Origin of the sequence: Ralstonia pickettii, assembly GCF_001699815.1 — a bacterium.
In the GTDB taxonomy this organism is placed as follows: Bacteria; Pseudomonadota; Gammaproteobacteria; order Burkholderiales; family Burkholderiaceae; genus Ralstonia; species Ralstonia thomasii.
Genome location: NZ_MCGB01000004.1, coordinates 24,514 through 49,007 on the forward strand (window position 1 = coordinate 24,514; position 24,494 = coordinate 49,007).

At 63.3% G+C, this 24,494-nt stretch carries 22 protein-coding genes; 20 read left to right on the plus strand and 2 right to left on the minus strand.

Translation table 11 applies throughout. From position 1 onward, the window contains the following. The first annotated feature begins 7 nt into the window (after positions 1-7). The 3 genes from odhB (at position 8) to zapE (ending at position 3,960) form a co-directional block, all read left to right on the plus strand. Positions 8-1,258 carry a 2-oxoglutarate dehydrogenase complex dihydrolipoyllysine-residue succinyltransferase gene (gene odhB / locus BEK68_RS00695; RefSeq protein WP_012435338.1) on the plus strand — a complete coding sequence of 417 codons (1,251 nt, stop codon included), beginning with the start codon at positions 8-10 and terminating at the stop codon, positions 1,256-1,258. Between the two features lie 67 nt (positions 1,259-1,325). Continuing rightward, positions 1,326-2,762: a dihydrolipoyl dehydrogenase gene (lpdA, locus tag BEK68_RS00700; RefSeq protein ID WP_012435339.1), complete on the plus strand. Its 1,437-nt coding sequence runs from the start codon at positions 1,326-1,328 to the stop codon at positions 2,760-2,762. A gap of 100 nt (positions 2,763-2,862) precedes the next feature. Then, the gene (gene zapE, locus BEK68_RS00705) at positions 2,863-3,960 is read left to right on the plus strand and encodes a cell division protein ZapE (protein WP_012435340.1); all 1,098 of its coding nucleotides are present in this window, start codon (positions 2,863-2,865) and stop codon (positions 3,958-3,960) included. Between the two features lie 20 nt (positions 3,961-3,980). Here the strand turns inward: zapE and BEK68_RS00710 are convergent, their stop codons facing one another. Next, positions 3,981-4,823: a 2-phosphosulfolactate phosphatase gene (locus BEK68_RS00710; protein WP_012435341.1), complete on the minus strand. Its 843-nt coding sequence runs from the start codon at positions 4,821-4,823 to the stop codon at positions 3,981-3,983. Between the two features lie 176 nt (positions 4,824-4,999). On the opposite strand from BEK68_RS00710, the gene BEK68_RS00715 reads away from it, so the two are divergent. The 9 genes from BEK68_RS00715 to BEK68_RS00755 all read left to right on the plus strand — a co-directional run bounded on the left by BEK68_RS00715 (position 5,000) and on the right by BEK68_RS00755 (position 13,067). After that, complete coding sequence (locus BEK68_RS00715; RefSeq protein ID WP_012435342.1) at positions 5,000-7,543, plus strand: heavy metal translocating P-type ATPase; 2,544 nt, start codon at positions 5,000-5,002, stop codon at positions 7,541-7,543. Positions 7,544-7,553: 10 nt separating this feature from the next. Beyond that, positions 7,554-7,733 (plus strand): cbb3-type cytochrome oxidase assembly protein CcoS, encoded by a 180-nt coding sequence (gene ccoS, locus BEK68_RS00720; RefSeq protein ID WP_004626389.1) that lies wholly within the window; start codon positions 7,554-7,556, stop codon positions 7,731-7,733. A 95-nt stretch (positions 7,734-7,828) separates the two neighbouring features. Next, positions 7,829-9,286 (plus strand): cytochrome-c oxidase, cbb3-type subunit I, encoded by a 1,458-nt coding sequence (gene ccoN, locus BEK68_RS00725; protein ID WP_012435343.1) that lies wholly within the window; start codon positions 7,829-7,831, stop codon positions 9,284-9,286. Between the two features lie 10 nt (positions 9,287-9,296). Then, the gene (gene ccoO / locus BEK68_RS00730) at positions 9,297-9,980 is read left to right on the plus strand and encodes a cytochrome-c oxidase, cbb3-type subunit II (protein ID WP_012435344.1); all 684 of its coding nucleotides are present in this window, start codon (positions 9,297-9,299) and stop codon (positions 9,978-9,980) included. A 3-nt stretch (positions 9,981-9,983) separates the two neighbouring features. Next, on the plus strand, positions 9,984-10,166 hold the full coding sequence (locus BEK68_RS00735; RefSeq protein WP_004626396.1) for a cbb3-type cytochrome oxidase subunit 3: 183 nt from the start codon (positions 9,984-9,986) through the stop codon (positions 10,164-10,166). Positions 10,167-10,178: 12 nt separating this feature from the next. Then, a complete protein-coding gene (ccoP, locus tag BEK68_RS00740; RefSeq protein WP_012435345.1) occupies positions 10,179-11,102 on the plus strand; it encodes a cytochrome-c oxidase, cbb3-type subunit III in 924 nt (307 codons plus the stop codon). Beyond that, positions 11,099-12,562 carry a cytochrome c oxidase accessory protein CcoG gene (gene ccoG / locus BEK68_RS00745; protein WP_004626400.1) on the plus strand — a complete coding sequence of 488 codons (1,464 nt, stop codon included), beginning with the start codon at positions 11,099-11,101 and terminating at the stop codon, positions 12,560-12,562. Before ccoP ends, ccoG begins: the two co-directional genes overlap by 4 nt. A gap of 26 nt (positions 12,563-12,588) precedes the next feature. Continuing rightward, positions 12,589-12,816, plus strand: a complete 228-nt coding sequence (locus BEK68_RS00750) for a FixH family protein (protein WP_012435346.1) — start codon at positions 12,589-12,591, stop codon at positions 12,814-12,816. Next, positions 12,813-13,067 (plus strand): hypothetical protein, encoded by a 255-nt coding sequence (locus BEK68_RS00755; protein ID WP_004626404.1) that lies wholly within the window; start codon positions 12,813-12,815, stop codon positions 13,065-13,067. The genes BEK68_RS00750 and BEK68_RS00755 overlap by 4 nt, the downstream gene beginning before the upstream one ends. A gap of 21 nt (positions 13,068-13,088) precedes the next feature. Here the strand turns inward: BEK68_RS00755 and fnr are convergent, their stop codons facing one another. After that, complete coding sequence (fnr, locus tag BEK68_RS00760) at positions 13,089-13,817, minus strand: fumarate/nitrate reduction transcriptional regulator Fnr (protein ID WP_012435347.1); 729 nt, start codon at positions 13,815-13,817, stop codon at positions 13,089-13,091. Positions 13,818-13,993: 176 nt separating this feature from the next. On the opposite strand from fnr, the gene BEK68_RS00765 reads away from it, so the two are divergent. The 8 genes from BEK68_RS00765 to truB all read left to right on the plus strand — a co-directional run. Next, on the plus strand, positions 13,994-14,737 hold the full coding sequence (locus BEK68_RS00765) for a sulfite exporter TauE/SafE family protein (protein ID WP_012435348.1): 744 nt from the start codon (positions 13,994-13,996) through the stop codon (positions 14,735-14,737). Positions 14,738-15,223: 486 nt separating this feature from the next. Next, on the plus strand, positions 15,224-16,066 hold the full coding sequence (scpB, locus tag BEK68_RS00770; RefSeq protein ID WP_012435349.1) for an SMC-Scp complex subunit ScpB: 843 nt from the start codon (positions 15,224-15,226) through the stop codon (positions 16,064-16,066). 90 nt (positions 16,067-16,156) lie between these two features. Next, complete coding sequence (locus BEK68_RS00775) at positions 16,157-17,941, plus strand: pseudouridine synthase (RefSeq protein WP_012435350.1); 1,785 nt, start codon at positions 16,157-16,159, stop codon at positions 17,939-17,941. Positions 17,942-18,147: 206 nt separating this feature from the next. Then, on the plus strand, positions 18,148-18,636 hold the full coding sequence (gene rimP / locus BEK68_RS00780; protein ID WP_004626417.1) for a ribosome maturation factor RimP: 489 nt from the start codon (positions 18,148-18,150) through the stop codon (positions 18,634-18,636). Further along, positions 18,633-20,108, plus strand: a complete 1,476-nt coding sequence (gene nusA / locus BEK68_RS00785; RefSeq protein ID WP_004626418.1) for a transcription termination factor NusA — start codon at positions 18,633-18,635, stop codon at positions 20,106-20,108. Before rimP ends, nusA begins: the two co-directional genes overlap by 4 nt. Before the next feature lie 62 nt (positions 20,109-20,170). Then, a complete protein-coding gene (infB, locus tag BEK68_RS00790) occupies positions 20,171-23,065 on the plus strand; it encodes a translation initiation factor IF-2 (RefSeq protein ID WP_012435351.1) in 2,895 nt (964 codons plus the stop codon). Between the two features lie 127 nt (positions 23,066-23,192). Continuing rightward, entirely contained in the window at positions 23,193-23,564 is a 372-nt protein-coding gene (gene rbfA / locus BEK68_RS00795) for a 30S ribosome-binding factor RbfA (RefSeq protein WP_004626422.1), read from the plus strand. Between the two features lie 48 nt (positions 23,565-23,612). Further along, positions 23,613-24,494, plus strand: an 882-nt coding sequence (gene truB / locus BEK68_RS00800; RefSeq protein WP_065851517.1) for a tRNA pseudouridine(55) synthase TruB, incomplete at its 3' end; no start/stop codon positions are given.

The window sequence follows — 24,494 nt, forward strand, 5'->3', positions numbered from 1 at the left end:
CACCGAAATGGCTATCGTTGAAGTCAAGGTCCCGCAGTTTTCCGAGTCCGTTGAAGAAGGCACGCTGATCTCCTGGAAGAAGAAGCCGGGCGAAGCCGTGGCCCAGGACGAAATCCTGATCGAAGTCGAGACCGACAAGGTCGTGCTGGAAGTGCCGGCCCCGTCGGCTGGCGTGCTGGCTGAAGTGCTGGTGGCTGACGGCGCAACCGTGACGTCGGAGCAGCTGCTGGCCAAGATCGACACCGAAGGCAAGGCAGGCGCCGCCGCTCCGGCTGCTGCTGCTCCGGCTCCCGCAGCCGCTGCACCGGCACCGGTTGCTGCTCCGGCCGCCGCCGCTACGGGTGGCGTGGCCATGCCGTCGGCTGCCAAGCTGATGGCTGAGAACAACCTGTCGGCTGGCCAGGTGGCCGGCACGGGCCGCGATGGCCGCATCACCAAGGGCGACGTGCTGGGTGCCGTAGCCGGTGGCGCCAAGCCGGCTGCTGCTGCCGCTCCGCAGGCTGCACGTCCGGCGCTGCAGCAAGTGGCTGCACCGGTGGACTTCGCCGCCCTGGGCGACCGTCCGGAAGAGCGCGTGCCGATGAGCCGCCTGCGCGCCCGTATTGCCGAGCGCCTGGTGCAGTCGCAATCGACCAACGCCATCCTCACCACCTTCAACGAAGTCAACATGAAGCCGGTGATGGACTTGCGCGCCAAGTTCAAGGACCAGTTCGAGAAGACTCACGGCGTGAAGCTGGGCTTCATGTCGTTCTTCGTGAAGGCGGCTGTCCACGCGCTGAAGAAGTACCCCGTGATCAACGCATCGGTTGACGGCAACGACATCGTCTACCACGGCTACTTCGACATCGGTATCGCTGTTGGCTCGCCGCGCGGCCTGGTGGTGCCCATCCTGCGCAATGCCGACCAGATGAGCCTGGCCGATATCGAGAAGAAGATTGCTGAATTCGGCCAGAAGGCCAAGGACGGCAAGCTGACGCTGGACGACCTGACCGGCGGTACGTTCTCGATCTCGAACGGCGGCACGTTCGGCTCGATGCTGTCGACCCCGATCATCAACCCGCCGCAATCGGCCATCCTGGGCGTGCACGCCACCAAGGATCGCGCCGTAGTGGAGAACGGCCAGGTCGTGGTTCGCCCGATGAACTACCTGGCCATGTCCTACGACCACCGCATCATCGACGGCCGCGAAGCCGTTCTGGGTCTGGTGGCGATGAAGGAAGCGCTGGAAGACCCGGCCCGCCTGCTGCTGGATCTCTAATCGACCGCGTTGATGACACGAGACGCCGCCCACGCTGTGCGGCGGCGTCCGAATCGAGGATTTCTCCATGAGCAAAGAATTTGACGTGCTGGTGATCGGCGCCGGCCCCGGCGGTTACATCGCCGCCATCCGCGCTGGCCAGCTGGGCCTGAACGTGGCCTGCTGCGAAGACAACCCCTACGACGATCCGAAGGGCGAGCCGCGCCTGGGTGGCACCTGCCTGAACGTCGGCTGCATTCCTTCGAAGGCGCTGCTGGCCTCGTCGGAAGAGTTCGAGAACGTGAATCACCACCTGGCCGATCACGGCATCACGGTGGATGGCGTCAAGGTCGACGTGGCCAAGATGCTCAAGCGCAAGGACGACATCGTCGGCAAGATGACGAAGGGTATCGAGTTCCTGTTCCGCAAGAACAAGGTGACGCTGCTCAAGGGCCATGGCAAGTTCGTCGGCAAGACTGACGCCGGCTATCAGGTCGAAATCGCAGGCAAGGCCGGCACGGAAGTCGTGACCGCCAAGCACGTGATCATCGCCACGGGCTCGAAGGCTCGCCATCTGCCGGGCGTGAAGGTCGACAACGTGACCATTGCCGACAACGAAGGCGCGCTGAAATTTGGCGAAGTGCCGAAGAAGCTGGGCGTGATCGGCGCTGGCGTGATCGGCCTGGAACTAGGCTCGGTGTGGCGCCGTCTGGGTGCCGAAGTGACGATTCTCGAAGCGCTGCCGAGCTTCCTCGGTGCGGCGGACGAATCCGTCGCCAAGGAAGCCAACAAGCTGCTGACCAAGCAGGGCCTGAAGATCAACGTCGGCGTGAAGGTTGGCGAGATCGAATCGTCGGCCAAGGGCGTGAAGGTCAACTACACCGACGCTGCCGGCGCTGCGCAAGTGCTGGAGTGCGACAAGCTGATCGTGTCGATCGGCCGCGTGCCGAACACCGACAACCTGGGCCTGGAAGCGATCGGCCTGGCGGCGGATCAGCGTGGCTTTATCGAAGTGGACGACCACTGCGCGACCAAGCTGCCGAACCTGTGGGCGATCGGCGACGTGGTGCGTGGCCCGATGCTGGCGCACAAGGCAGAAGACGAAGGCGTGGCTGTGGCCGAGCGCATCGTCGGCCAAAAACCGCACATCGACTACAACTGCATTCCGTGGGTCATCTACACGTACCCGGAAATTGCATGGGTGGGCAAGACGGAGCAGCAGCTCAAGGCCGAAGGCCGTGAGACCAAGGCCGGCCAGTTCCCGTTCCTGGCCAACGGCCGTGCGCTGGGCATGGGCGCATCCGACGGTTTCGTGAAGGTCATCGCCGATGCGAAGACCGATGAAATCCTGGGCGTGCACATCGTCGCAGCCAACGCCTCGGACCTGGTTGCCGAAGCCGTGGTAGCGATGGAGTTCAAGGCTGCGGCCGAAGACATCGGCCGTATCTGCCATCCGCACCCGTCGATGTCGGAAGTGATGCGCGAAGCTGCGCTGGCTGTCGACAAGCGTCAGCTCAATATGTAAATCGCAAGCCGCAAGGCAAGCACGATGCCCGGTGAATCCACAAGATTGCCGGGCATCGGTCCATTTGGGCGCGCAAACGGGCCCCAAGAAGATCAAGCAGATGAATGTCCAGGAAACCTACCTACAGGAACTGAAGGCGCGCGGCTATCGGCCCGACGAAGCGCAGCAACGCGCCGTCGACCGCCTGCAGCGGTGTTACGACGAATGGGTTGCCTACAAGGCCCGTCGTTCGAATGCGCTGCGCAAGATGCTCGTGCGGCCCGATTTGCCCCGTGGCGTCTACATGTGGGGCGGGGTGGGGCGCGGCAAGTCGTTCTTGATGGATGCGTTCTATAGCTGCGTGCCGTTGGTGCGCAAGACGCGACTGCACTTTCACGAGTTCATGCGCGAAGTGCATCGCCAACTGGAAGAGCTGCGCGGTCGCGCCGATCCGCTGGACGAACTGGCCCGCCGCATCGCCAAGCGCTACCGCCTGATCTGCTTTGACGAATTCCACGTCAGCGACGTTGCCGACGCAATGATCCTGCATCGCTTGCTGGATCAGCTGTTTGCCAACGGCGTGCAGTTTGTGATGACGTCCAACTATCGGCCCGACTTGCTGTATCCGGACGGCCTGCATCGCGACCGCGTGCTGCCGGCCATTGCGCTGCTGCAGGAGAAGCTCGACGTCCTCAACGTCGACGCAGGCGTCGACTACCGCAAGCGGGCGATGGAGCAGGTGCAGGCGTACTACACGCCATTGGGCGCCAAGGCCAACTCGGCGTTGCGCGATGCGTTTACGGCGGTGGCCGGAGTGTCGGACGAGTCGCCGGTGCTGCGCATCGAGCATCGTGAGATTCGGGCAGCCCGTAAGGCCGGCGGTGTGGTGTGGTTCGACTTCGCCACGCTGTGCGGGGGACCGCGCTCACAGAACGATTACCTGGAAATCGCGTCGCGCTTTCATACCGTCATCTTGGCCGATGTACCGAAGATGACGCCGCGCATGGCATCCGAAGCGCGCCGCTTCACGTGGCTGATCGACGTGTTCTACGACCACAAGGTCAAGCTGCTGATGTCGGCCGAGGTGCCGGCAGACGAGCTGTACACCGAAGGCCAGATGGCCAACGAATTCCAACGCACCGTGTCGCGCATCGTCGAGATGCAGTCGCGCGAATACCTCGAGGCACCTCGCCGCGAAGTGGACACGTCACTGACGTGATTGCGCTCAGTGCCGAGTGCCTAGTGTGACGTCGGTGGCGGGTTGCGGTGCGACGGCGGTGCCTGCGCGGGCCGCAGGTTTGCGCCAAAGAAGTCCTGCGGCAGGCGTTCGGTCTTGCGATTGACGTTGCGGAACGCGCCTTCCACCAGCATGGGGGCGACGTTGCTCACATCGGTTTGCGAGGCCATGGTCACGTCTTCGGTAAAGCCGCGTTCGCACAGCTCGCGGCCCGATACCGAATCAAGCAGCCACGCTTTCATCATGCCGGTCTGCGACGCCTCGCGATAGATCGCGCGGGCCGCGAGCGCTTCCGGCGACAGCGCTTGCGGCAGGAACCCCGCCACCGTTTCCGACAGGTGGTGCACGATCGCACCGGCGGCCAGCCAGTCTTCCAGGGCTGGGCGCAGGCTGCCGTCGGCCCAGCGCTCTCCTGATGCCACCACGGCCACGCGTCGGCCCAGCCGCGAGGCCGCTTCAGCTACCGCACGCGCGTTGCGCAGGCAGCCAGCAAACGTCGGCGTCGATCCGGTGGCGAGTGCCAGCGTTGCCCCATTAGGCGAGGGCAGGACGAGGCTGCTGCCCATTGGCAATTCACGCAGCGACGCTGGCGAGAGCGTATAGCCCGCCTGGCTTCGGTTGTAGCCCGCCAGCATGGCACCTGCGCGGCGCGCGAAGGTTTCAGCGCTGGCGTCGCGCCATGGGTACGGATAGATCCGTGCCCCGCGCGCCACGGCCACGTCCACACAGGTGCAGAAGGACAGCACGTCCACGACGATGACGGCGTCGCAATGTGGCGCCAGCGCGGATGCTCCGTGCTCGCCCCATTCACAGTGGATGTTGTACAGGCTGAATTCGGTTGCCATGTCGCGCCCTCCTGTTTGCTTGGTTCAGCTATCCACTATAGGCGGCGATATTTTTTTATGGGAAGGTAGGGTGGTTGGAGTGCCTTGAGAATCGCATTTTCCGCTGATTGTTATTGCGCCGTGCTTGATGCGCATCAAGGGCGTGCCGGGGGAAGCTGGCTAGCATCGTCCTCATAATGACGTCGACATTCGCCCCCATCCATCCAACCGCGCCGGTTGACGGCAAAGGCTCGCCTATTGGCCCGAGCAGGGCAGGCGCGTCGCACATCACCTGCTATCACTGCGCCTCGCCTCTGGAGGGCGCCACCGCTCTCCATGCCGACATCGGCGGCAAGTCCCGGGAATTTTGCTGTGCCGGCTGCCAGGCTGTCGCGCAAACGCTGCACGCCGCGGGCATGGGCCACGTCTATGACGGCCCGATCGCCTTCGCCAAGCCCATCGAAGGGGACCGCCGCACAGAAGCCGAAGCGGTTTGGGCGACCTACGATCTGCCGGTCATGCGTGAGCGCTTCGTGCGCACACGCGCTGACGGTGCGGAAGAACTTTCCCTCGCCATCAGCGGCATGCGTTGCGCCGCATGCGTCTGGCTGATCGAGCGCGCGCTTTCGCGAGTGACAGGGGTGCGCGAGGTCACCGTCAATTACGCCACGGAACGTGCACGCATCGTCGGAGATGCAGGGGTGATGCGGTTGTCCGCGGTGTTTGCCGCCATTGCCGACGTCGGATATGAAGCGTGGCCGGACCAGCCATCCGCCCGCCGCACTGCCGAGGCGCGCGAACGCCGCAGCCTGCTGATCCGCTTGGGATTGGCAATGCTGGGCATGATGCAAGTCATGATGTACGCGTGGCCGGTGTACCTGCATGGCGGCGACATCCCCGTGAACCAGACCCGCCTGATGCAGTGGGCCAGCTTGGTGCTGACGGTGCCGGTGGTGTTGATTTCTGCGCGGCCCATTTTCATCAACGCGTGGCGGCAAGTGAGGCACGCGCACGTCGGCATGGACGCGCCCGTGGCGCTGGGGATCGGTGCCGCCTTCATTGCCAGCGTATTCGCCACGTTGCGCGGCCATGGCGAAACGTATTTCGATTCGGTGACGATGTTCGTCGCTTTCCTGTTGGCCGCGCGTTATCTCGAACTGCGTGCGCGGCAGAGCGCAGCTTCGGGCGCCGAGGCATTGGTCCGTCAGTTGCCGGCTACCTGCCGGCGCTTCAACGCCGTAAGCGGCGCCCTCGAAACGATCCCTGTTGCTACCTTGCAGCAAGGCGACTGCGTGGAAGTGCGCGCCGGTGAGGTCCTGCCTGCAGACGGAACCATTGAACACGGCACCACCGAGATCGACGAATCGCTTCTCTCGGGTGAAAGCGTGCCGCGTCCGCGCGACGTGGGCGCGACCGCGCTGGCAGGCAGCTACAACGTGGTCAGCGCCATTCGCGTGCGTGTGAACCGCGTGGGCACCCAGACGCGCCTTGCCGCCATCGTCGATCTGCTTGAACGCGCCTTGACCGACAAGCCCCGCATGGCTGAACTCGCCGATCGTGTCGCCGGGCGCTTTGTGGCAGTGCTGCTCGGCTGGGCGCTGCTCACCGCGATCGCGTGGTGGTGGATCGATCCGACACGCGTGTTTGCGGTCACTGTGGCGGTGCTTGTGGTGAGCTGCCCATGCGCGCTGTCGCTCGCCACGCCGTCTGCGCTGGCGGCGGCCAGCGGTGCGCTGGCACGGCGGGGTGTGCTGGTCACGCGGGGCCACGCCATCGAGAGCCTGGCAGCCGTGACGGATGTGCTGCTCGACAAGACCGGAACGCTCACCGAGGGGCGTTTGCGCTTGCTGAGCATCGAGACCTTCGCCGATGTGGATGCCGAGCACTGTCTTGCATTGGCATGCGCGATGGAGCAATCCGAGAACCATCCGATCGCCCAGTCGTTACGCGCCGGCACCTCGAATGCAATGCCGCTGCCCAGGTTGGGGCGCGTGACAAACGTGCCGGGGCAGGGCGTGTATGCCATGGCGGAGAACCGCTTGATGCGTCTGGGCACGCAGTCGTTTGCGGCCATGCACTACGCAAACCAGCCGGTTGCCACCATCCGTTACGGTGGGGAAGCACCAATGGAGGAGGTGCCGCCGGCGGCCGCATGCACGTCGGTCTGGCTCGGCCGCGATGGCCAACCGCTCGCGCGCTTCACGCTGGCCGATACGCCACGCGCCGACGCGCCTGCATGCCTGGGCGCGTTGCGTGCACAAGGATTGCGCTTGCATCTCGTTTCCGGCGATGCGCCTGAAACCGTGCACTGGTGGGCCAACCGCCTGGGCATCGACCACGCCGTGGGCGGGTCCAGCCCCGAAGACAAGCGCGCCTACGTGCATAAGCTGCAGGCAGACGGCGCCCGCGTGCTGGCCGTCGGCGACGGCATCAACGATGCGCCGTTGCTCGCACAGGCGCAGGTCTCCATCGCCATTGGATCAGGTGCGCCGTTGGCTCAGGCCGGTGCCGATGCCATCCTGACCGAACCGCGCCTGATTGCCATCAGCGAGGCCGTGTCGATTGGCCGCCGCACGTTGCGCGTGGTGCGCCAGAACCTCGGCTGGGCCTTTGCCTACAACGCGATCAGCATTCCGATGGCCACGCTCGGGTGGCTCTCGCCGCTGGCCGCTGGCATCGGCATGTCGGTGTCATCGCTGCTGGTGGCGCTCAATGCGTGGCGCCTGTCGCGCGCGGTCTAGGAGGACTGCCATGGAAACCCTGTTCCTGCTGATTCCGTTGTCGCTGATGCTCGTCGTGGCGATCGTCGGTGCGCTTTGGTGGGCCGTCGGCTCAGGGCAGTACGACGATCTGAGAGCGCCTGCTGAATCGATTCTGCTGGACCCCGATACCCCTGCACGCGACGCAGTGTCGCGGGACGGAACTGCCTGACCACATTGCCGGGGTTGCCTTGATGCACGTCAAGACTCTTTGGCGGCCCGGTTCTTAACATGACCACATCACACCAATTATCGTGGGGAGCAAGCATGGAATCATCCAGCGCGTTGCAGCACACCCAGACCTTCAACTATCGCGTGGTACGCCAGTTCTCGATCATGACGATCGTCTGGGGCATCGTCGGTATGGCGGTCGGTGCGCTGATCGCGGCCCAGTTGATCTGGCCGCAACTGAATTTCGGGGTGCCCTGGCTGTCCTACGGCCGGCTGCGTCCTCTGCACACGAATGCCGTCATCTTTGCGTTTGGCGGCAGCGCGCTGTTTGCGACGTCCTACTACATCGTGCAGCGTACCTGCCAGGTGCGCCTGCTTTCCGACAAGCTTGCCGCCTTCACGTTCTGGGGCTGGCAGGCAGTGATCGTGGCTGCCGCCATCACCCTGCCGCTGGGCTACACAAGCTCGAAGGAATACGCTGAGCTGGAATGGCCGATCGACATCCTGATCACCGTGGTGTGGGTGGTCTACGCGATCGTCTTCTTCGGCACCATCATCAAGCGCAAGACCCGGCACATCTACGTGGCCAACTGGTTCTTCGGCGCTTACATCATCACGATCGCGCTGCTGCATATCGTCAACAACGCTGAGTTGCCCGTGTCGATGTGGAAGTCGTACTCGGCTTATGCCGGCGTGCAGGATGCGATGGTGCAATGGTGGTATGGGCACAACGCTGTGGGCTTCTTCCTGACCACCAGCTTCCTGGGCATGATGTATTACTTCGTGCCGAAGCAGGCCGAGCGCCCGATCTATTCGTATCGCCTGTCGATCGTGCACTTCTGGGCGCTGAACTTCACCTACATGTGGGCGGGTCCGCACCACCTGCAGTACACGGCGCTGCCCGACTGGGCCCAGTCGCTCGGCATGGTGTTTTCGCTGATCCTGCTGGCGCCGTCGTGGGGCGGCATGATCAACGGGATCATGACCCTGTCGGGTGCCTGGCACAAGCTGCGCACCGATCCGATCCTGAAGTTCCTGGTCGTGGCGCTGTCGTTCTATGGCATGGCGACGTTCGAGGGCTCGATGATGTCCATCAAGACCGTGAATGCGCTGTCGCACTACACCGACTGGACAATCGGCCACGTGCACTCCGGCGCCCTGGGCTGGGTGGCGATGATCACTATCGGTTCGATGTACTACATGATCCCGCGCCTGTTCGGCCAGCAGAAGATGTACAGCACGCGCCTGATCGAGGTGCACTTCTGGGTGGCGACCATCGGCGTTGTCCTCTATATCGCCGCCATGTGGGTCGCCGGCGTGATGCAGGGCCTGATGTGGCGCGCCACCGAGGCTGACGGCACGCTGACCTACAGCTTTGTCGAGGCGGTCAAGGCAACGTACCCGTTCTACCTGATTCGCTTGGCTGGTGGCCTGTGCTTCCTGGGCGGCATGCTGCTGATGGCATTCAACGTGTTCAAGACCATCCAGGGCAGCAAGGCGATCGATGCACCGATTCCTCAATCGGCCCAGACCCCGATGGTCGCGGCTCAGTGAGGAGGGGAACATGAGCAACCAATCCAACAAGTTTTTCTCGCACGAGACGCTGGAAAAGAACATCGGCTTGCTGATTGTGATGACGCTCGTCGTCGTCAGCATTGCGGGCCTGGTGCAGATTTTGCCGCTCTTCTTCCAGCATTCGACCACTGAACCGGTCAAGGGCATCGCCCCGTATTCGCCGCTGCGGCTGGCGGGGCGCGACATCTACATTCGCGAAGGCTGTGTCGGCTGCCACTCGCAGCAAGTGCGTACGCTGCGCGCCGAGACCGAGCGCTATGGCCACTACTCGCTGGCCGGCGAGTCGGTGTTCGATCACCCGTTCCTGTGGGGTTCCAAGCGTACGGGCCCGGATCTGGCGCGCGTGGGACAACGCTACTCCGATGATTGGCATCGCATCCACTTGCGCGATCCGCGGGAGGTGGTGCCCGAGTCGAACATGCCGTCGTATGCGTGGCTCTCGAAGACGCCGCTGGACAACAGCGACATCGAAAAGAAGATGCACGTCCTGCGTCAGCTGGGTGTGCCGTATACGGATGCCCAGATCGCCGGTGCGCGCGAGCAACTCGCAGGCAAAACGGAAGAAGACGCCGTGGTCGCTTATCTGCAAGGCCTTGGCGTTGAGTTGCGTAACGTCCGGGACGTGGCTGTCGCTCCGGCTGCTGCGCCTGCCACTGTTGCTGCCAAGGAGTAAGCCATGGCCATGCTGAGTGCAATTGCGACTGCCGTCTTTCTCGTGCTGTTCGTCTGCATTACCTGGTGGGCATTCTCCGCGCATCGCCGCGCTGCAAATACGGAATCGGCCATGCTGCCGTTCCTGCTGCCCGATGAGGCCGAGGTCGCCGGTGCGCGCGCAGACGCGTCGCGCCCGCATCAATAAGGACACAGAATCATGAGCGACTTCATTTCGGAGTTCTGGGGGTATTACATCGCTGCGATCGCCCTTGTCGGCATCGTGTGGTGTGTCTGGTTGCTGTTTTCGCAGCGGCGCATTCAGATTGCGCCCGGTCATAGCGCGGGCGAGGACACCGGCCATGTGTGGGACGGCGACCTGCGCGAACTGAACAACCCGCTGCCACGCTGGTGGATGTGGATGTTCCTGCTGTCGTGCATCTTTGCGTTGGGGTACCTGATCCTCTACCCCGGGTTGGGTTCATACGGTGGCGTGCTCGGTTTCTCGACACGCGGCGAATTGGCCTCTCAGCGTGCTGCGGCCGATGCACAGGTTCGCCCGGTCTATGAACGCTATGCCGGCATGGATATCAAGCAAATCGCCGCAGATCCTCAGGCCCATGAGATCGGCCAGCGCCTGTTCCTGAACAACTGCGCGCAGTGCCACGGCTCTGACGCGGGCGGCTCAAAGGGCTTCCCGAACCTGACCGACAACGACTGGCTGTACGGAGGCGAGCCTGAGACGATCCTGACCACGATCACCAAGGGGCGTCACGGAGTCATGCCATCGCTGGCAGCGGTGGTGGACGGCAATCAGGCTGTCAACGTGGCCAACTACGTGCGCTCGCTGTCGGGCCTGGCTTACGACCCGATCAAGGCAGCGCGCGGTGAACCGACGTTCAAGTCGGTTTGCGCGGCCTGCCACATGGCAACCGGCAAGGGCAATCAGGCGCTCGGCGCCCCCAACCTGACCGACCGCGTCTGGCTGTACGGCAGTTCGGAAGCGACCATCGTCGAGACCATCCTCAAAGGCCGTGACAACACGATGCCGGCACACGAGAACCTGCTCTCGCCGGAGAAAATCCGCATGCTGGCGGCCTATGTCTGGGGTCTGTCGAACAGCAACACGAGTCACGCGCAATGAGCGACAAAGAACCAGCCTGGCGCCCGATGACGCCCGCCACTGCGGCGGCGGGCGCCGAGGACGCACCGACCGAGCAGATGCTCTATGAGGTCCGGCGCAAGATCTATCCGCGCGCCGTAACAGGCGCCTTTGCGCGTTGGCGCGTCTGGCTGGTGTTGGCCACGCAAGCCATCTTTTATGGCTTGCCGTGGTTTCAGTGGAATGGTCGCCAAGCAGTGCTGTTCGACCTGGGCGCTCGCAAGTTCTACCTCTTTGGCCTCGTGTTGTGGCCGCAGGATGTCATCTATCTGGCAGTGCTGCTGGTGCTATCGGCGCTGGCGCTGTTCCTGTTCACGGCGGTGGCGGGCCGGCTCTTTTGCGGCTATGCCTGCCCGCAGACGGTCTACACCGAAATCTTCATGTGGATCGAGCGCCATGTCGAAGGCGACCGCTTTGCCCGCATCCGGCTCGACGGTGAGCGTTGGAGCCTGCGCAAGCTGCGTCTCAAGGTCACCAAGCATTCGGCCTGGGTGCTGATCGCGTTGTGGACGGGCTTCACCTTCGTGGGCTTCTTCACGCCGATCCGCGATCTGGGCATGGAGACCTGGACGCTGTCGCTCGGCCCTTGGCAGACTTTCTGGATGCTCTTCTACGCATTCGCGACATGGGGCAACGCCGGTTTCATGCGCGAGCAGGTGTGCCGCTACATGTGTCCCTACGCTCGTTTCCAGAGCGTGATGGTCGATCCCGATACCTACGTCGTGACTTATGACACCCTGCGCGGCGAGCCGCGCGGCAGTCGTTCGCGCAACGCCGATTTCGAAGCGCAAGGTCTGGGTTCCTGCGTCGACTGCAGCATCTGTGTACAGGTGTGCCCGACCGGCATCGACATCCGCCAAGGGCTGCAATACGAATGCATTGGTTGCGGCGCCTGCATTGATGCCTGCGATCAGGTCATGGACAAGATGCGCTACCCGCGCGGTCTGATCCGCTATACGTCCGAACGCGCAATGCGCGATCGGCTCAGCCCGAAGGACGCCCGGCGACATCTGCTGCGTCCGCGCGTGCTGATCTATACCGGGATCATGCTTGTGCTCATCACCGGCTTCATCGTGGCATTGGCCATGCGTCAGCCGCTCAAGGTTGACGTGATTCGTGATCGTGGTGCACTGGCGCGTGAAGTGGACGGGGGCAAGATCGAGAACGTTTACCGCCTGCAGTTGATGAACGCGTCCGAGCTCCCCATGCGCGTGACCATCACAGCAGAGGGCATGCCGGAACTGGATGTGCAGGGCGGTCGTGGCGAGTCGACCACACTGGAGCTGCCACCGGCGGCCAACCGACTGCTGCCAGTGCGCGTACGCCGGCCGGCCGATGATGCCGCCCCCGGCTCGCACAAAATCCGTTTCGTCATCCACGCAGACAGCGGTAGCGCCAGCCTCGTACTGCGCGAACCGTCGAGCTTCATCGTGCCGCGCTGATGCGGCATCCCCAACAGGAGGCAACGATGCACGCAACGCAATCTTCCGCGCAGGCCCGTCCCTGGTGGCGCGAGCCCTGGCCGTGGCTCCTGATGGCTGGGCCGTTTGTCGCCATGATCGGCTGCGGCGTCACCATCTGGCTGGCGATGTCGCATCCCGACGCCGTTATTCACGACAACGTCGTGCGCCACGGTTTGGTCGTTGAAAAGACGACCGTCGCGCCGGCACATGGTATTCACGCGGAGGCCCGATGAAGCGTCGACTGCTGATGTGGATTCTGTGGCCGGCATTTCTGTCGGCCGCGTTGGCTGAACTGGTGGTCTTTGCAGTGGTGGACCCCGCCGACCTGCGTTTCTTCGGCGAACAGATCACCGTGTCGGCCCAGGCGGTCTACACGGTATCGTTCTTTGTGTTCTGGTTGCTGTGCGGATTGTCGAGCGCGCTGACGCTCTACGTGTCCCCGGGCATCGGCAAACTGGAAGCGCATGAACACCCGCTCGTGTGAGCGGGCGCCATGGAAGGAGCCTCAAGCGGCTTGACCGCTCATGACCTGGCGCAGGCCGGCCAGGTCGATCAGTTTGACGTGGCGTTGGCGGATCTGGATGAGACCCGCTTCGGCAAAGCGCGAGAACAGGCGGCTGACGGTTTCGAGCTTGAGGCCCAGATAGCTGCCCAGCTCTTCGCGGCTCATGCGCAGCACAAATTCGGTTGACGAATAACCCCGCTGGGCTGAACGCTTCGAGAGGTTGAGCAGGAACGCTGCCAGACGCTCCTCCGCACGCATGGAACCGAGCGTGAGCAGCATCAGATGATCCTGCGAGATCTCCTTGCTCATGATGCGCAGGAACTGATGCTGCAGCGAAGGCAGCCGACGCGAAAGGTGCTGCAGTTCGTCGTAACGCACCACGCAGACTTCGGTATCTTCAAGCGCGGTGGCGTCCGACACGTGGCGCATGTCGCCAATGCCATCGAGCCCGACGATTTCGCCTGGCAGGTGAAACCCCGTGATCTGGTGCCGGCCGTCTTCGAGCGTCAGATGGGTTTTGAGCGTACCGAAACGAATGCCGTAAACCGCTTCCAGCGGCTCCCCCAGCGAATAGAGCGATTGCCCCTTCTTAATGCGGATGCGCTCGCCGACCAAGTCGTCCATCTTGCGCACGTCGTCCGAGTTCATTCCCACCGGCAGGCAGATTTGCCCGAGTACACAGGTGGAGCAACGCGAGGCTTGGTCGGTAAGTGCGATTCGAGTGAACACGGGCGGGGGCGAGTTTCGGGAAAGTGAAATGAGTAATTCTTGTGATGCAGCTCAGCTTATTATAACGGCGACCTTCTTGTCCTCGGACATTTCCGATGCGGCAAAACGCGTCAATTACGCTTAGTTCGCAACAGTAAAACAAAAACCTTGGTCCATATCAAAAGAGCGTCAGAAAGATGAGTGCTGCAGCGCTTCTGAGCGTTTTCCTCATCGCATTGCTCGGCGGTGTGCATTGTCTGGCGATGTGCAGCGGGATCGCACTTGCAGCCGAACGTGGAACTGTGGCGGTACGGGTCGTGTCGCGTCGCCGACTATGGTTCGAGCAGGTCGTCATGCATGCCGGCCGGCTGACCACCTACGCGCTGCTTGGCGCAATCATGGGTGCGATGGGCGCGACCTTCTGGCGCCAGCAATGGCTGCCGATTCAACGCGGCTTGTTTGCTTTCGCCAGTGTATTGCTAGTCACCTATGGGATTTTGCTGCTCGTGCGCTCCGCCGGAGATGCGTGGCGCAGTGTGTGGCTTGAGCGCTTGCTCGGCCGCGTCGCTGGCCGCCTGTCTCGGGGGACTGCCACACTGGGCGGCACGCTGCAACGTCAGCCGCCGTTGCTACGCCGCTATATCACGGGTATGGCCTGGGGACTGGTGCCGTGCGGCATGGTCTACGGCGCATTGGCTGTGGCGTTGCTGGCAGGCAACGCTGCCTCCGGGGCTGTGGTCATGCTCGCCTTTGGTGCAGGTACACTGCCCAACCTGTTGATGATGTCTGGCTTCGCTGGGTGGCTGCGTGGCTTGTCGCGCCGCCGGTGGGTGCGTGGCGCGGCCGGCATCGCCATTGCGGGGTTCGGGATATGGGGGCTGGTGCACGCGATCTGGCTGCCAGAGATGCTCAACGCACACGGATTCTGTCTGGTGCTGTAGTCGTTTAAAGCACGCGTAAATCGCCATCCGGCCTTGGATGGGAGGCTAGATCATCTTCCCGGTTGCGGCGCCGCTGGAAATTGCCCTACAATCAATAGCAATTCGATTCGCCACCCGCGTAAATCAACAATCCCAAGCGCGGCGCCAAGCGATGCCTTCCAGCGGTAGTGTCACCCTGGACAGTCGATTCGGGCGGACTGCCGTTTTTCTTGGTAGTCGTCCGGTGCAGTATCCGTCCACATGGCGGCGGAAGAAATTGCCCTTGTGGTGCCTGACCGGCACCGGATCAACTCGCTCCTCCGGCCCTTACTTTGCGGGCATAGCCACTGCGTTTCGGTGCAGGGCCCAATTGAATCAATTGGCCTTCGCGCGCGGGCCCGGGCGGGCAATAGCAATCAGAAATGCCGCGAGCGTCGCGGCGGGACGACAAACCTCAAGCGTGACGGCGACTGGCCGCGCGCGAGCAATGACGAGCCGCTCAACCCGATGAATACCCAAGAGGCGAAGATCGTCCTCGAAACCGCGCTGATCTGCGCGCAGGACCCGTTGCGAGTCAATGACTTGCGCAAGCTGTTCGACGAAGATGTTTCCGCAGACACCATTCGTGTGCTGCTCGAAGAGCTGCGCCAGGACTGGCTGAATCGCGGTGTCGAACTGGTTGCACTGGCCTCCGGCTGGCGCCTGCAGAGCCGCCCCGAGATGCGTGTGTATCTCGACCGCCTGCACCCGGAAAAACCACCCAAGTACTCGCGCGCGGTGATGGAGACACTTGCGATCATCGCTTACCGCCAGCCGGTCACGCGCGGCGATATCGAAGACATTCGCGGTGTTACGGTCAACACGCAGGTCATCAAGCAGATTGAAGACCGCGGCTGGATCGAAGTCATCGGTCATCGCGACGTGCCTGGTCGCCCTGCGCTGTATGCGACGACCAAGCAGTTTCTCGATGACCTTGGCTTGCGCTCGCTGGACGAGCTGCCGCCGCTCGAAGATGCCCGCGCCCAGGCGCAGGCCAGCCTGCTGGAGCAGGGCGCCATTGAGTTCGAGGGCGGCGCAATTGCGGTGGAAGAGCTGACAGCGTTGGTCAACGACGCGCCGGAGGGCGCGGAAAGCGCAGCGGCTTCGGTGGAGGAACCGGCCGGATCGCCGGTTGCCGAGGCTTCCGTTGTGGTGGCCGGTGAAACGCCGGCGCAGCCTGAGATCGCGCCGCGCGAGGAACCGGCCCTGGAAACCGAGGCGCAAGCGGTGAGTGCGACCGAGGTTGCGTCAGGGCCTGAACACAAAACACCGGTCGAGTTGCCAGCAGCTCCCGCCAATGAACATTCGTAATGCCATGCCCGCCGTGCAGTCGGCGGATGGCTTGAACCCCTAGATTTGAAAGACGTTGTGAGCACCCAGCCAGATTCCATGGATACACGTATGCCGGCCGACGCCGACGCTCAGCCGCCGCGACAAGACGGCGGTGATGGGACTGAGGCCACCCCTCGCCGCAAGGGATTGCGCCGAGGCTTGCGCAACCTCGTGGCTTCGCGCCGCCAGCAGCAGGATGGTCGCCCTGAGGGCGAAGCCGCCGATGCGGGTGGTGCAGACGCCGGCCAGCCCGCGCAACCGCGCAAGACCCGCGCGCCACGGGCGCGCAAGCCGAAAGAGGCGGCTGGTGAGCCGGCGGTAGTTGCTGCAGAAGGTGCTGCGACGGCCGAACAGGCGCCAGCAGAAAACCAGGGCGAGAGACGTGGCCCGCGCGGCCGTTTCGGTAAGAACCGCCGCCGTCAAGGCGAAGGTCAGCCGCTGGAGCGCGCCGAGCGCAACGACCGTGTGGAAGGTGCTGGCGGTAAGAACACCGGGGGTCGTGGCAAGTCGCAGAACCGCAACGGCAAACCGCAAGGCAAGGCAGGCGGCGCGAACCAGAATCGCGGGGGCAAGGGGCTGAAGGGAGGCAAGGGCTCTGAAGACGTCTTCCAATACGTGATTTCCGGGGCGTACGACTCCGAGGCTGACACCGGCGGTGCATCGCAGCCTCCCAAGGCGCGCGAACTGACCTCCGAAGACGACGCTCCCAAACTGCACAAAATCCTGGCTGATGCCGGGCTTGGCTCTCGCCGCGACATGGAAGACCTGATCCTGCAAGGGCGCGTCTCCGTGAATGGCCTGCCGGCTCATATCGGTCAACGCATTCTCGCGACCGACCAGGTGCGCGTGAACGGCAAGCTGATCCAGCGCAAGTTGCCGAACAAGCCGCCGCGCGTGCTGCTGTATCACAAGCCGTCGGGTGAAATCGTCAGCCAGTCCGATCCGGAAGGTCGTCCGACGGTGTTCGACGCGTTGCCGCGCATGAAGACCGGCAAGTGGGTCGCCGTCGGCCGCCTCGACTTCAATACCGAGGGCCTGCTGATTTTCACGACCTCCGGCGATATCGCCAACCGGTTCATGCACCCGCGCTATGGTGTTGAGCGTGAATACGCGGTGCGTACGCTGGGTGAGCTGGCCGAAACTGACCGTCAGAAGCTGTTGCACGGCATCTCGCTCCAGGACGGCGAAGCCAACTTCCTGCGCTGCGTCGATGGCGGCGGCGAAGGTGTCAACCACTGGTACCACGTCGCCCTGACCGAGGGGCGGAACCGCGAAGTGCGGCGCATGTTTGAGGCGGTCAACCTGACCGTGTCGCGGCTGATCCGGACGCGCTATGGCAGCTTCGTACTGCCGCGCGGCCTTAAGCGGGGCCGTTGGCAGGAGGTGTCGGCCGAGGATGTGCGTACGCTGATGGGCACGCTGGGCATGAAGGTGCCGACGGCGAGTTCTGGCGGTGGGCAAGACCGCCAGGGCAATCGTCGCCGTGGTCCGGCGCCGGTGCTGATGGGGCCGATGTCCTCTGGTTTTGCGGGGGAAGCCAACTTCCAGTCGCGTGGTATGGGCGTTGAAAACGGTAATCGCGCGCAACCCGCGCAGCGCCGTCCGTCCAGCCCGCGTCAGCCGGATCCGATGCAGACGTCCATGGGCTACATCAATGTGGGAGGCCCGACCACGCTCACAGCGCGAACTCGTATGGGCGATCGTGCGAACGGCCGTGGCGGTGCGGGGGCGGGTGGTGGCATGCGTGATGGCAATCGCGCACCCGGCAACAAGCGCCCCGGAAAGAGCGCTGGCGGCATGCCGAACGGCAACAAGGCGCCACGCGGTGGTGGCAAACGCGGCGGTAAGCGTTAAAAATGCGGGCGTTGTGTGCGGCATTCGTCGCAACGCCCCATTTTGTGGCGGCTTCGGGGCAATTTTTGCCTTTTGCCTCGAAGCGTATTACAATGTGAGTCTAATCAAAAGTCATCCTGCAGAAGATGGGCGAATGATATGGGCGTTGCGCCCATTTTTTTTTGCTTCAGCAGGTTGGCCATACCGGGAAATTCTTCAGGAAAAACGTGCATCTGACTGATCTGATTGAGAAAACCCTCACCGCCATGGGGTACGAGCTGGTGGAAGTGGAGCGCGCGCCTGCCGGGCTGCTGCGCGTGTATATCGATCAGGCAGAGAACGGCGTCGTCATTGAAGATTGCGAAAAAGTGAGTCATCAACTCACGCGCGTGTTCGAAGTTGAAAACGTCAACTACGAACGGCTGGAAGTGTCGTCGCCTGGGCTGGACCGCCCGCTACGCACGCTGGCCGACTTCACGCGCTTCGCCGGCCTTGAGGCCAAGGTGACGCTGCGCTTGCCGGTGGATGGACAGAAGAATTTCACGGGAATCATTCAGGCTCCGACGGGCGAGCCAGGCCAGGAACGGATCGGCCTTGAGTTTGAGGGCAAGGAAGGCCCTGCGCTGCTGGGATTCACGCTGTCGGAACTCGACCGCGCCCGGCTGGTGCCCGTGCTGGACTTCAAAGGAAATCGAAACAAAGGGAACAAGCAATGAGCCGCGAAGTTCTGTTGCTCGTCGATGCGCTTGCGCGCGAAAAAAACGTCGACAAGGATGTGGTGTTCGGGGCGCTGGAGGCCGCATTGGCTTCGGCGACCAAGAAGCGCTTTGAAGAAGACGTGGATGTGCGCGTGGCGATCGACCGTGAGTCGGGCGAACACGAAACCTTCCGTCGCTGGCTCGTCGTTCCCGACGATGCAGGCCTGCAGGAGCCGGACAAGCAGATTCTGCTGTTTGAAGCCAAGGAGCAGGACGCTGACATCGAGGTCGACGATTTCGTCGAAGAGCAGATCGAATCGGTCGAGTTTGGCCGCATCGGCGCGCAGGCTGCCAAGCAGGTGATCCTGCAGCGCATCCGCGATGCCGAGCGCGAGCAGATCCTGAACGACTACCTGGATCGTGGCGAGAAGGTCATGACCGGCACGATCAAGCGCGCCGACAAGAAGGGCCTGATCGTAGAAACCGGTCGCGTCGAGGCGCTGCTGGCCCGCGACCAGATGATCCCGAAGGAAAATCTGCGCACGGGCGACCGTGTCCGCGCGTACATCCTGAATGTCGACCGTACCGCACGTGGCCCGCAGATCGAGCTTTCGCGCACCTGCCCCGAGTTCCTGATCAAGCTCTTCGAAAACGAAGTGCCGGAAATGGAACAGGGCCTGCTGGAGATCAAGGCCGCCGCGCGCGATCCGGGCGTGCGTGCGAAAATCGCGGTCGTTGCACATGACAAGCGCATCGACCCGATTGGCACTTGCGTCGGCGTGCGCGGCACCCGTGTGACCGCCGTGCGTAACGAAGTTGGTGGCGAAGCTGTAGACATCGTGCTGTGGTCGGAAGACCCGGCGCAGTTTGTGATTGGTGCGCTGGCGCCGGCACAAGTGCAGTCCATCGTCGTGGACGAGGAAAAGCACAGCATGGACGTGGTGGTCGACGAGGAAAATCTCGCCGTGGCCATCGGCCGTAGCGGCCAGAACGTTCGCCTGGCGTCGGAATTGACCGGCTGGCAGATCAACATCATGACGCCGGCAGAGTCTGCGCAAAAGCAGGCGGAAGAAAGCTCCGTCGTTCGCCAGTTGTTCATGGCGAAGCTGGACGTGGACGAAGAGGTTGCCGACATCCTGATCGAGGAGGGCTTCAGCTCGCTCGAGGAAGTGGCCTACGTGCCGCTGCAGGAAATGCTGGAAATCGAAGCGTTCGACGAAGACACCGTCAATGAGCTGCGTAACCGCGCTCGAGACGTGTTGTTGACGATGGAGCTGGCGAAGGAAGAAAGGGTCGAGAAGGTGTCGCAAGACCTGCGCGACCTCGAGGGGCTGACCCCGGAGCTGATCGGCAAGCTGGCCGAGGGGAACATCCAGACGCGCGACGACTTGGCCGAGCTGGCCGTGGACGAATTGGTCGAGATGACCGGCGTCGACGAAGAACAAGCCAAGGCGCTGATCATGAAGGCGCGTGAACACTGGTTTTCGTGAGTCGCATAAACGTTGATCGTTTATCGCAATCCTCACTGAAACCAAGCATCGAAAGGGTTTGAATGGCAAGCACAACAGTTGCCCAGCTCGCTGGCGAATTGAACCGTAGTGCATCAGCACTGCTGGAACAATTGCAGGCCGCGGGCGTGCAAAAGGCGACGCCGGAAGACGTCATCACCGAATCGGACAAGACCCGTTTGCTCGACTATCTCAAGCGAGCACACGGCAGCGCCGAGGATGGCGCGCGCAAGAAGATCACGATCACCAAGCGCGAAACCAGCGAAATCCGCCAGGCGGATGCCACGGGTAAGACGCGTACCGTGCAAGTGGAAGTCAAGAAGAAGCGCGTGCTGGTCAAGCGTGATGAGCCGAACGCGGCACTGGCTGAATCGGAAGCGTCTGAGGCTGCGCCGGTGGTCGATGCCGAGGAAGTCGCGCGTCGCGAGGAAGAACATCGTCGCCAGGCCGAATTGCTGGCCCGTCAGGAAGCCGAGCTCAAGGCGCGCCAGGAGGCGATGGAGCGCGAGGAAGCTGAGAGGCGCGCCCGTCAAGAGGCCGCCGAGGCCGAGCAGAAGCGTCAGGCTGAACTCGCTGCCAAGAAGGCGGAAGAGGAGGCCGTTGCTGCCCGCGCTGCTGCTGAAGCGTCGGACGAAGCCCCGCGCCGCAAGGCCGAGGAAGACGCCGCGCGTCTGGCAACCGAGCGCGAAGCGGCGCAGAAGGCTGCTGACGAGGCGCGCGTCGCTGCCGACAAGATCAAGGCTGAGGAAGACGCTGCGCGTAAGCGCCGCGAAGCTGCCGAAGCAGAAGCCCGCGCGATCCGCGAGATGATGAGCGCCCCGGCTCGCGTGCTGAAGACGCCCGCCGAGCGCAAGGCTGAAGAGGTCAAGAAGGCCGAGCAATCGGGCACGCTGCACAAGCCGGTCAAGCCGGCTGGCGAAGCACGTCCGGCAGCAGCCAAGAAGCCGGCAGCTCCGGCACCGGCTGCTGCACCGGCACCGGGCTCGCCGGCTGGTGACAAGAAGGGCGGCCGTGGCAAGTCAGGCTGGCAGGACGACAACCGTGGTGGCAAGCGTGGTGGTCTGAAGACTCGCGGCGATACCGGCGGTGGCGCAGACGGCTGGCGCTCCGGCTCCAAGGGCGGCCGCAACCGTCATGGCGACGATAACCGCAATGCCTTCCAGGCACCGACCGAGCCGGTCGTGCGTGAAGTGCACGTGCCGGAAACCATCTCCGTTGCCGATCTGGCACACAAGATGTCGGTCAAGGCCGCCGAAGTCATCAAGCAGATGATGAAGCTCGGCCAGATGGTTACGATCAACCAGGTGCTGGACCAAGAGACCGCGATGATCGTGGTCGAAGAAATGGGTCACCAGGCGGTCGCAGCCAAGCTGGACGATCCGGAAGCGATGCTGGTTGGGGACGTGCAGGAGCAAACCAACGCGGAAGCCGAAACCCGTCCGCCGGTCGTGACCGTGATGGGCCACGTCGACCACGGCAAGACCTCGCTGCTGGACTACATCCGTCGCGCCAAGGTTGCGGCGGGCGAAGCCGGCGGCATTACGCAGCATATCGGCGCGTATCACGTCGAGACCGATCGCGGCGTTATTACGTTCCTGGACACCCCGGGTCACGAGGCCTTTACGGCCATGCGTGCACGCGGCGCCAAGGCGACCGACATCGTGATCCTGGTAGTGGCGGCCGACGATGGCGTCATGCCGCAGACGAAGGAAGCCATCGCGCACGCGAAGGCCGCCGGCGTGCCCATCGTGGTGGCGATCACCAAGGTCGACAAGCCCGAAGCCAACCCCGACCGTGTCAAGCAGGAGCTGGTGGCTGAGAGCGTGATTCCGGAAGAGTACGGCGGCGATGTGCCGTTCGTGCCGGTGTCCGCCAAGACTGGCGAAGGTATCGACAGCCTGCTGGAAAACGTGCTGCTGCAAGCCGAAGTGCTGGAACTGAAGGCGCCGGTCAACGCGCCGGCCAAGGGTCTGGTGGTGGAAGCGCAGTTGGACAAGGGCAAGGGTCCGATCGCTACGGTGCTGGTGCAGAGCGGTACGCTCAAGCGCGGCGACGTGGTGCTCGCGGGCACGGCCTATGGCCGCGTGCGCGCCATGCTGGACGAAAACGGCAAGCCGGCCAAGGATGCTGGTCCGTCGATCCCGGTGGAAATCCAGGGTCTGTCGGAAGTGCCGGGTGCCGGTGAAGAAGTGCTGGTGCTGCCGGACGAGCGCAAGGCACGCGAAATCGCGCTGTTCCGCCAAGGCAAGTTCCGCGATGTGAAGCTGGCACGCCAGCAGGCTGCCAAGCTGGAAAACATGCTGGAACAGATGAGCGAAGGCGACGTGAAGTCGCTGCCGCTGATTATCAAGGCCGACGTGCAGGGCTCGCAGGAAGCGCTGGTGCATTCGCTCAAGAAGCTGTCGACCGACGAAGTGCGTGTACAGATTGTGCACGCTGCTGTGGGCGGTATCACCGAGTCGGACGTCAACCTGGCAACCGCGTCGAAGGCCGTCATCATCGGCTTCAACACGCGGGCCGATGCCGGTGCGCGCAAGCTGGCAGAGAACCACGGCATCGACATCCGCTACTACAACATCATCTATGACGCTGTGGACGAGGTGAAGGCGGCGATGTCGGGCATGCTGTCGCCTGAAAAGCGCGAAGAGACGACAGGTCTTGTCGAGGTGCGCCAGGTCTTCCACGTGCCGAAGGTTGGCGCAGTCGCCGGCTGTATGGTGCTGGACGGTTTCGTCAAGCGCAATTCGCTGGTGCGGGTGCTGCGTGCGAACGTGGTCATCTTCTCGGGCGAACTCGATTCGCTCAAGCGCTTCAAGGACGACGTGAAGGAAGTGAAGCAAGGCTTCGAGTGCGGCCTGTCGATCAAGAACTTCAACGACGTTCAGGAAGGCGATCAGCTCGAGGTCTACGAGATCACTGAGGTGGCGCGTACGCTGTAATACGTTGGCCGGGCGCTGCGGTGTCCGGCTCGACTTTGCGACGGTGGCCCGGGCGCGTCCCGCGCCACCGTTTTGTCTTTTTGGGCCAGCCGGCGCGTGCTGTCGGCGCCCATGTGAGGAATACTCTATGCCGAAGAAATCGGGATCGGCCGCTGGCCGCAACGTGCGCATCGCCGATCAGATCCAGCGCGATCTGGCCGAGTTGATCCAGCGCGAAATCAAGAACCCGGCAATGGGCCTGGTGACGCTGCAATCCGTGACGCTCACGCCAGACTACGCGCACGCCAAGATCTACTTCACGGTGCTGGGTGCCGAGCCGGAAGTCGCCGGCGCCATCCTGAACGAGAAGGCGGGCTACCTGCATTCGCTGTTGTTCAAGCGCCTGCACATCCATACGGTGCCGACACTGCATTTCCACTTCGACGGTTCGGTCGAGCGCGGTATCGAGATGTCGCGCCTGATCGATGAGGCCAACGCCACGCGTGCCAAAGACGATTGAGATGGCTGAGCACCAAGTGCCCAGGCCCCAAAGCCGCCGCGGCGTGATGTGCATGGCGTGCTGCTCCTAGACAAGCCGATCGGCTGGTCGAGCAACGATGCGCTGATCCGCGCCAAACGCCTGCTGTGGGCCAAGAAGGCGGGGCATACCGGCACGCTCGATCCGCTTGCTACGGGACTGTTGCCCCTGTGTTTTGGCGAGGCGACCAAGTTTTCGCAGGATCTGCTCGATGCGGACAAGACGTACGAAACCGTCGTGCGCCTTGGGATCAGGACGAGTACCGCAGACGCGGAAGGCGAGGTGCTGAGCGAGCGCCCGGTATCGGTCACGCCCGAGCAACTGCAGGCAGCCATCGCGCGCTTCGTCGGCGAGATCGACCAGGTGCCGCCGATGCACTCGGCGCTGAAGAAGGACGGCAAGCCGCTGTACGAGTACGCCCGTGCGGGGCAAACGGTGGAACGTGCTGCGCGTCGGGTAACGATCTACGCGATTGATGTGCTGGCAACCGACCTGCAATCGGCCGAACCAACGGTCACGTTGCGCGTGTCATGCAGTAAAGGAACATACATCCGCACGTTGGGTGAAGACATTGGGGAGGCGCTGGGCTGCGGAGGGCATCTGGTTGCGCTGCGTCGCACCCAGGTGGGCAACCTCACGCTGGACGGCGCCGTGACACTCGAAGCGTTGGACGCTGCTGCTGAAGATGCACGTGGTGCATTGCTGGCGCCGGTCGATGCGCTGTTGCAGACGCTGCCGCGCGTTGAGCTGGATGCGCAAGAGAGCCGTCGCTTCCTGCATGGCCAGCGCTTGCCGTTGCAATTGGCGTTGCCGAATGCAGACCAGGTGCGCGTCTACGGCGTGCGTGACGCGATCGCGGCGGATGCCACTGCGTCGCTGCTCGGAGTGGCTGCCTGGCAAGGCGGTGTGCTC

Bases quoted from the DNA above. Each gene is read 5' to 3' on its own strand.
- odhB (WP_012435338.1), top strand. From the start codon at position 8: ATGGCTATCGTTGAAGTCAAGGTCCCGCAGTTTTCCGAGTCCGTTGAA.
- lpdA (WP_012435339.1), top strand. From the start codon at position 1,326: ATGAGCAAAGAATTTGACGTGCTGGTGATCGGCGCCGGCCCCGGCGGT.
- zapE (WP_012435340.1), top strand. From the start codon at position 2,863: ATGAATGTCCAGGAAACCTACCTACAGGAACTGAAGGCGCGCGGCTAT.
- BEK68_RS00710 (WP_012435341.1), bottom strand. From the start codon at position 4,823: ATGGCAACCGAATTCAGCCTGTACAACATCCACTGTGAATGGGGCGAG.
- BEK68_RS00715 (WP_012435342.1), top strand. From the start codon at position 5,000: ATGACGTCGACATTCGCCCCCATCCATCCAACCGCGCCGGTTGACGGC.
- ccoS (WP_004626389.1), top strand. From the start codon at position 7,554: ATGGAAACCCTGTTCCTGCTGATTCCGTTGTCGCTGATGCTCGTCGTG.
- ccoN (WP_012435343.1), top strand. From the start codon at position 7,829: ATGGAATCATCCAGCGCGTTGCAGCACACCCAGACCTTCAACTATCGC.
- ccoO (WP_012435344.1), top strand. From the start codon at position 9,297: ATGAGCAACCAATCCAACAAGTTTTTCTCGCACGAGACGCTGGAAAAG.
- BEK68_RS00735 (WP_004626396.1), top strand. From the start codon at position 9,984: ATGGCCATGCTGAGTGCAATTGCGACTGCCGTCTTTCTCGTGCTGTTC.
- ccoP (WP_012435345.1), top strand. From the start codon at position 10,179: ATGAGCGACTTCATTTCGGAGTTCTGGGGGTATTACATCGCTGCGATC.
- ccoG (WP_004626400.1), top strand. From the start codon at position 11,099: ATGAGCGACAAAGAACCAGCCTGGCGCCCGATGACGCCCGCCACTGCG.
- BEK68_RS00750 (WP_012435346.1), top strand. From the start codon at position 12,589: ATGCACGCAACGCAATCTTCCGCGCAGGCCCGTCCCTGGTGGCGCGAG.
- BEK68_RS00755 (WP_004626404.1), top strand. From the start codon at position 12,813: ATGAAGCGTCGACTGCTGATGTGGATTCTGTGGCCGGCATTTCTGTCG.
- BEK68_RS00765 (WP_012435348.1), top strand. From the start codon at position 13,994: ATGAGTGCTGCAGCGCTTCTGAGCGTTTTCCTCATCGCATTGCTCGGC.
- scpB (WP_012435349.1), top strand. From the start codon at position 15,224: ATGAATACCCAAGAGGCGAAGATCGTCCTCGAAACCGCGCTGATCTGC.
- BEK68_RS00775 (WP_012435350.1), top strand. From the start codon at position 16,157: ATGCCGGCCGACGCCGACGCTCAGCCGCCGCGACAAGACGGCGGTGAT.
- nusA (WP_004626418.1), top strand. From the start codon at position 18,633: ATGAGCCGCGAAGTTCTGTTGCTCGTCGATGCGCTTGCGCGCGAAAAA.
- infB (WP_012435351.1), top strand. From the start codon at position 20,171: ATGGCAAGCACAACAGTTGCCCAGCTCGCTGGCGAATTGAACCGTAGT.
- rbfA (WP_004626422.1), top strand. From the start codon at position 23,193: ATGCCGAAGAAATCGGGATCGGCCGCTGGCCGCAACGTGCGCATCGCC.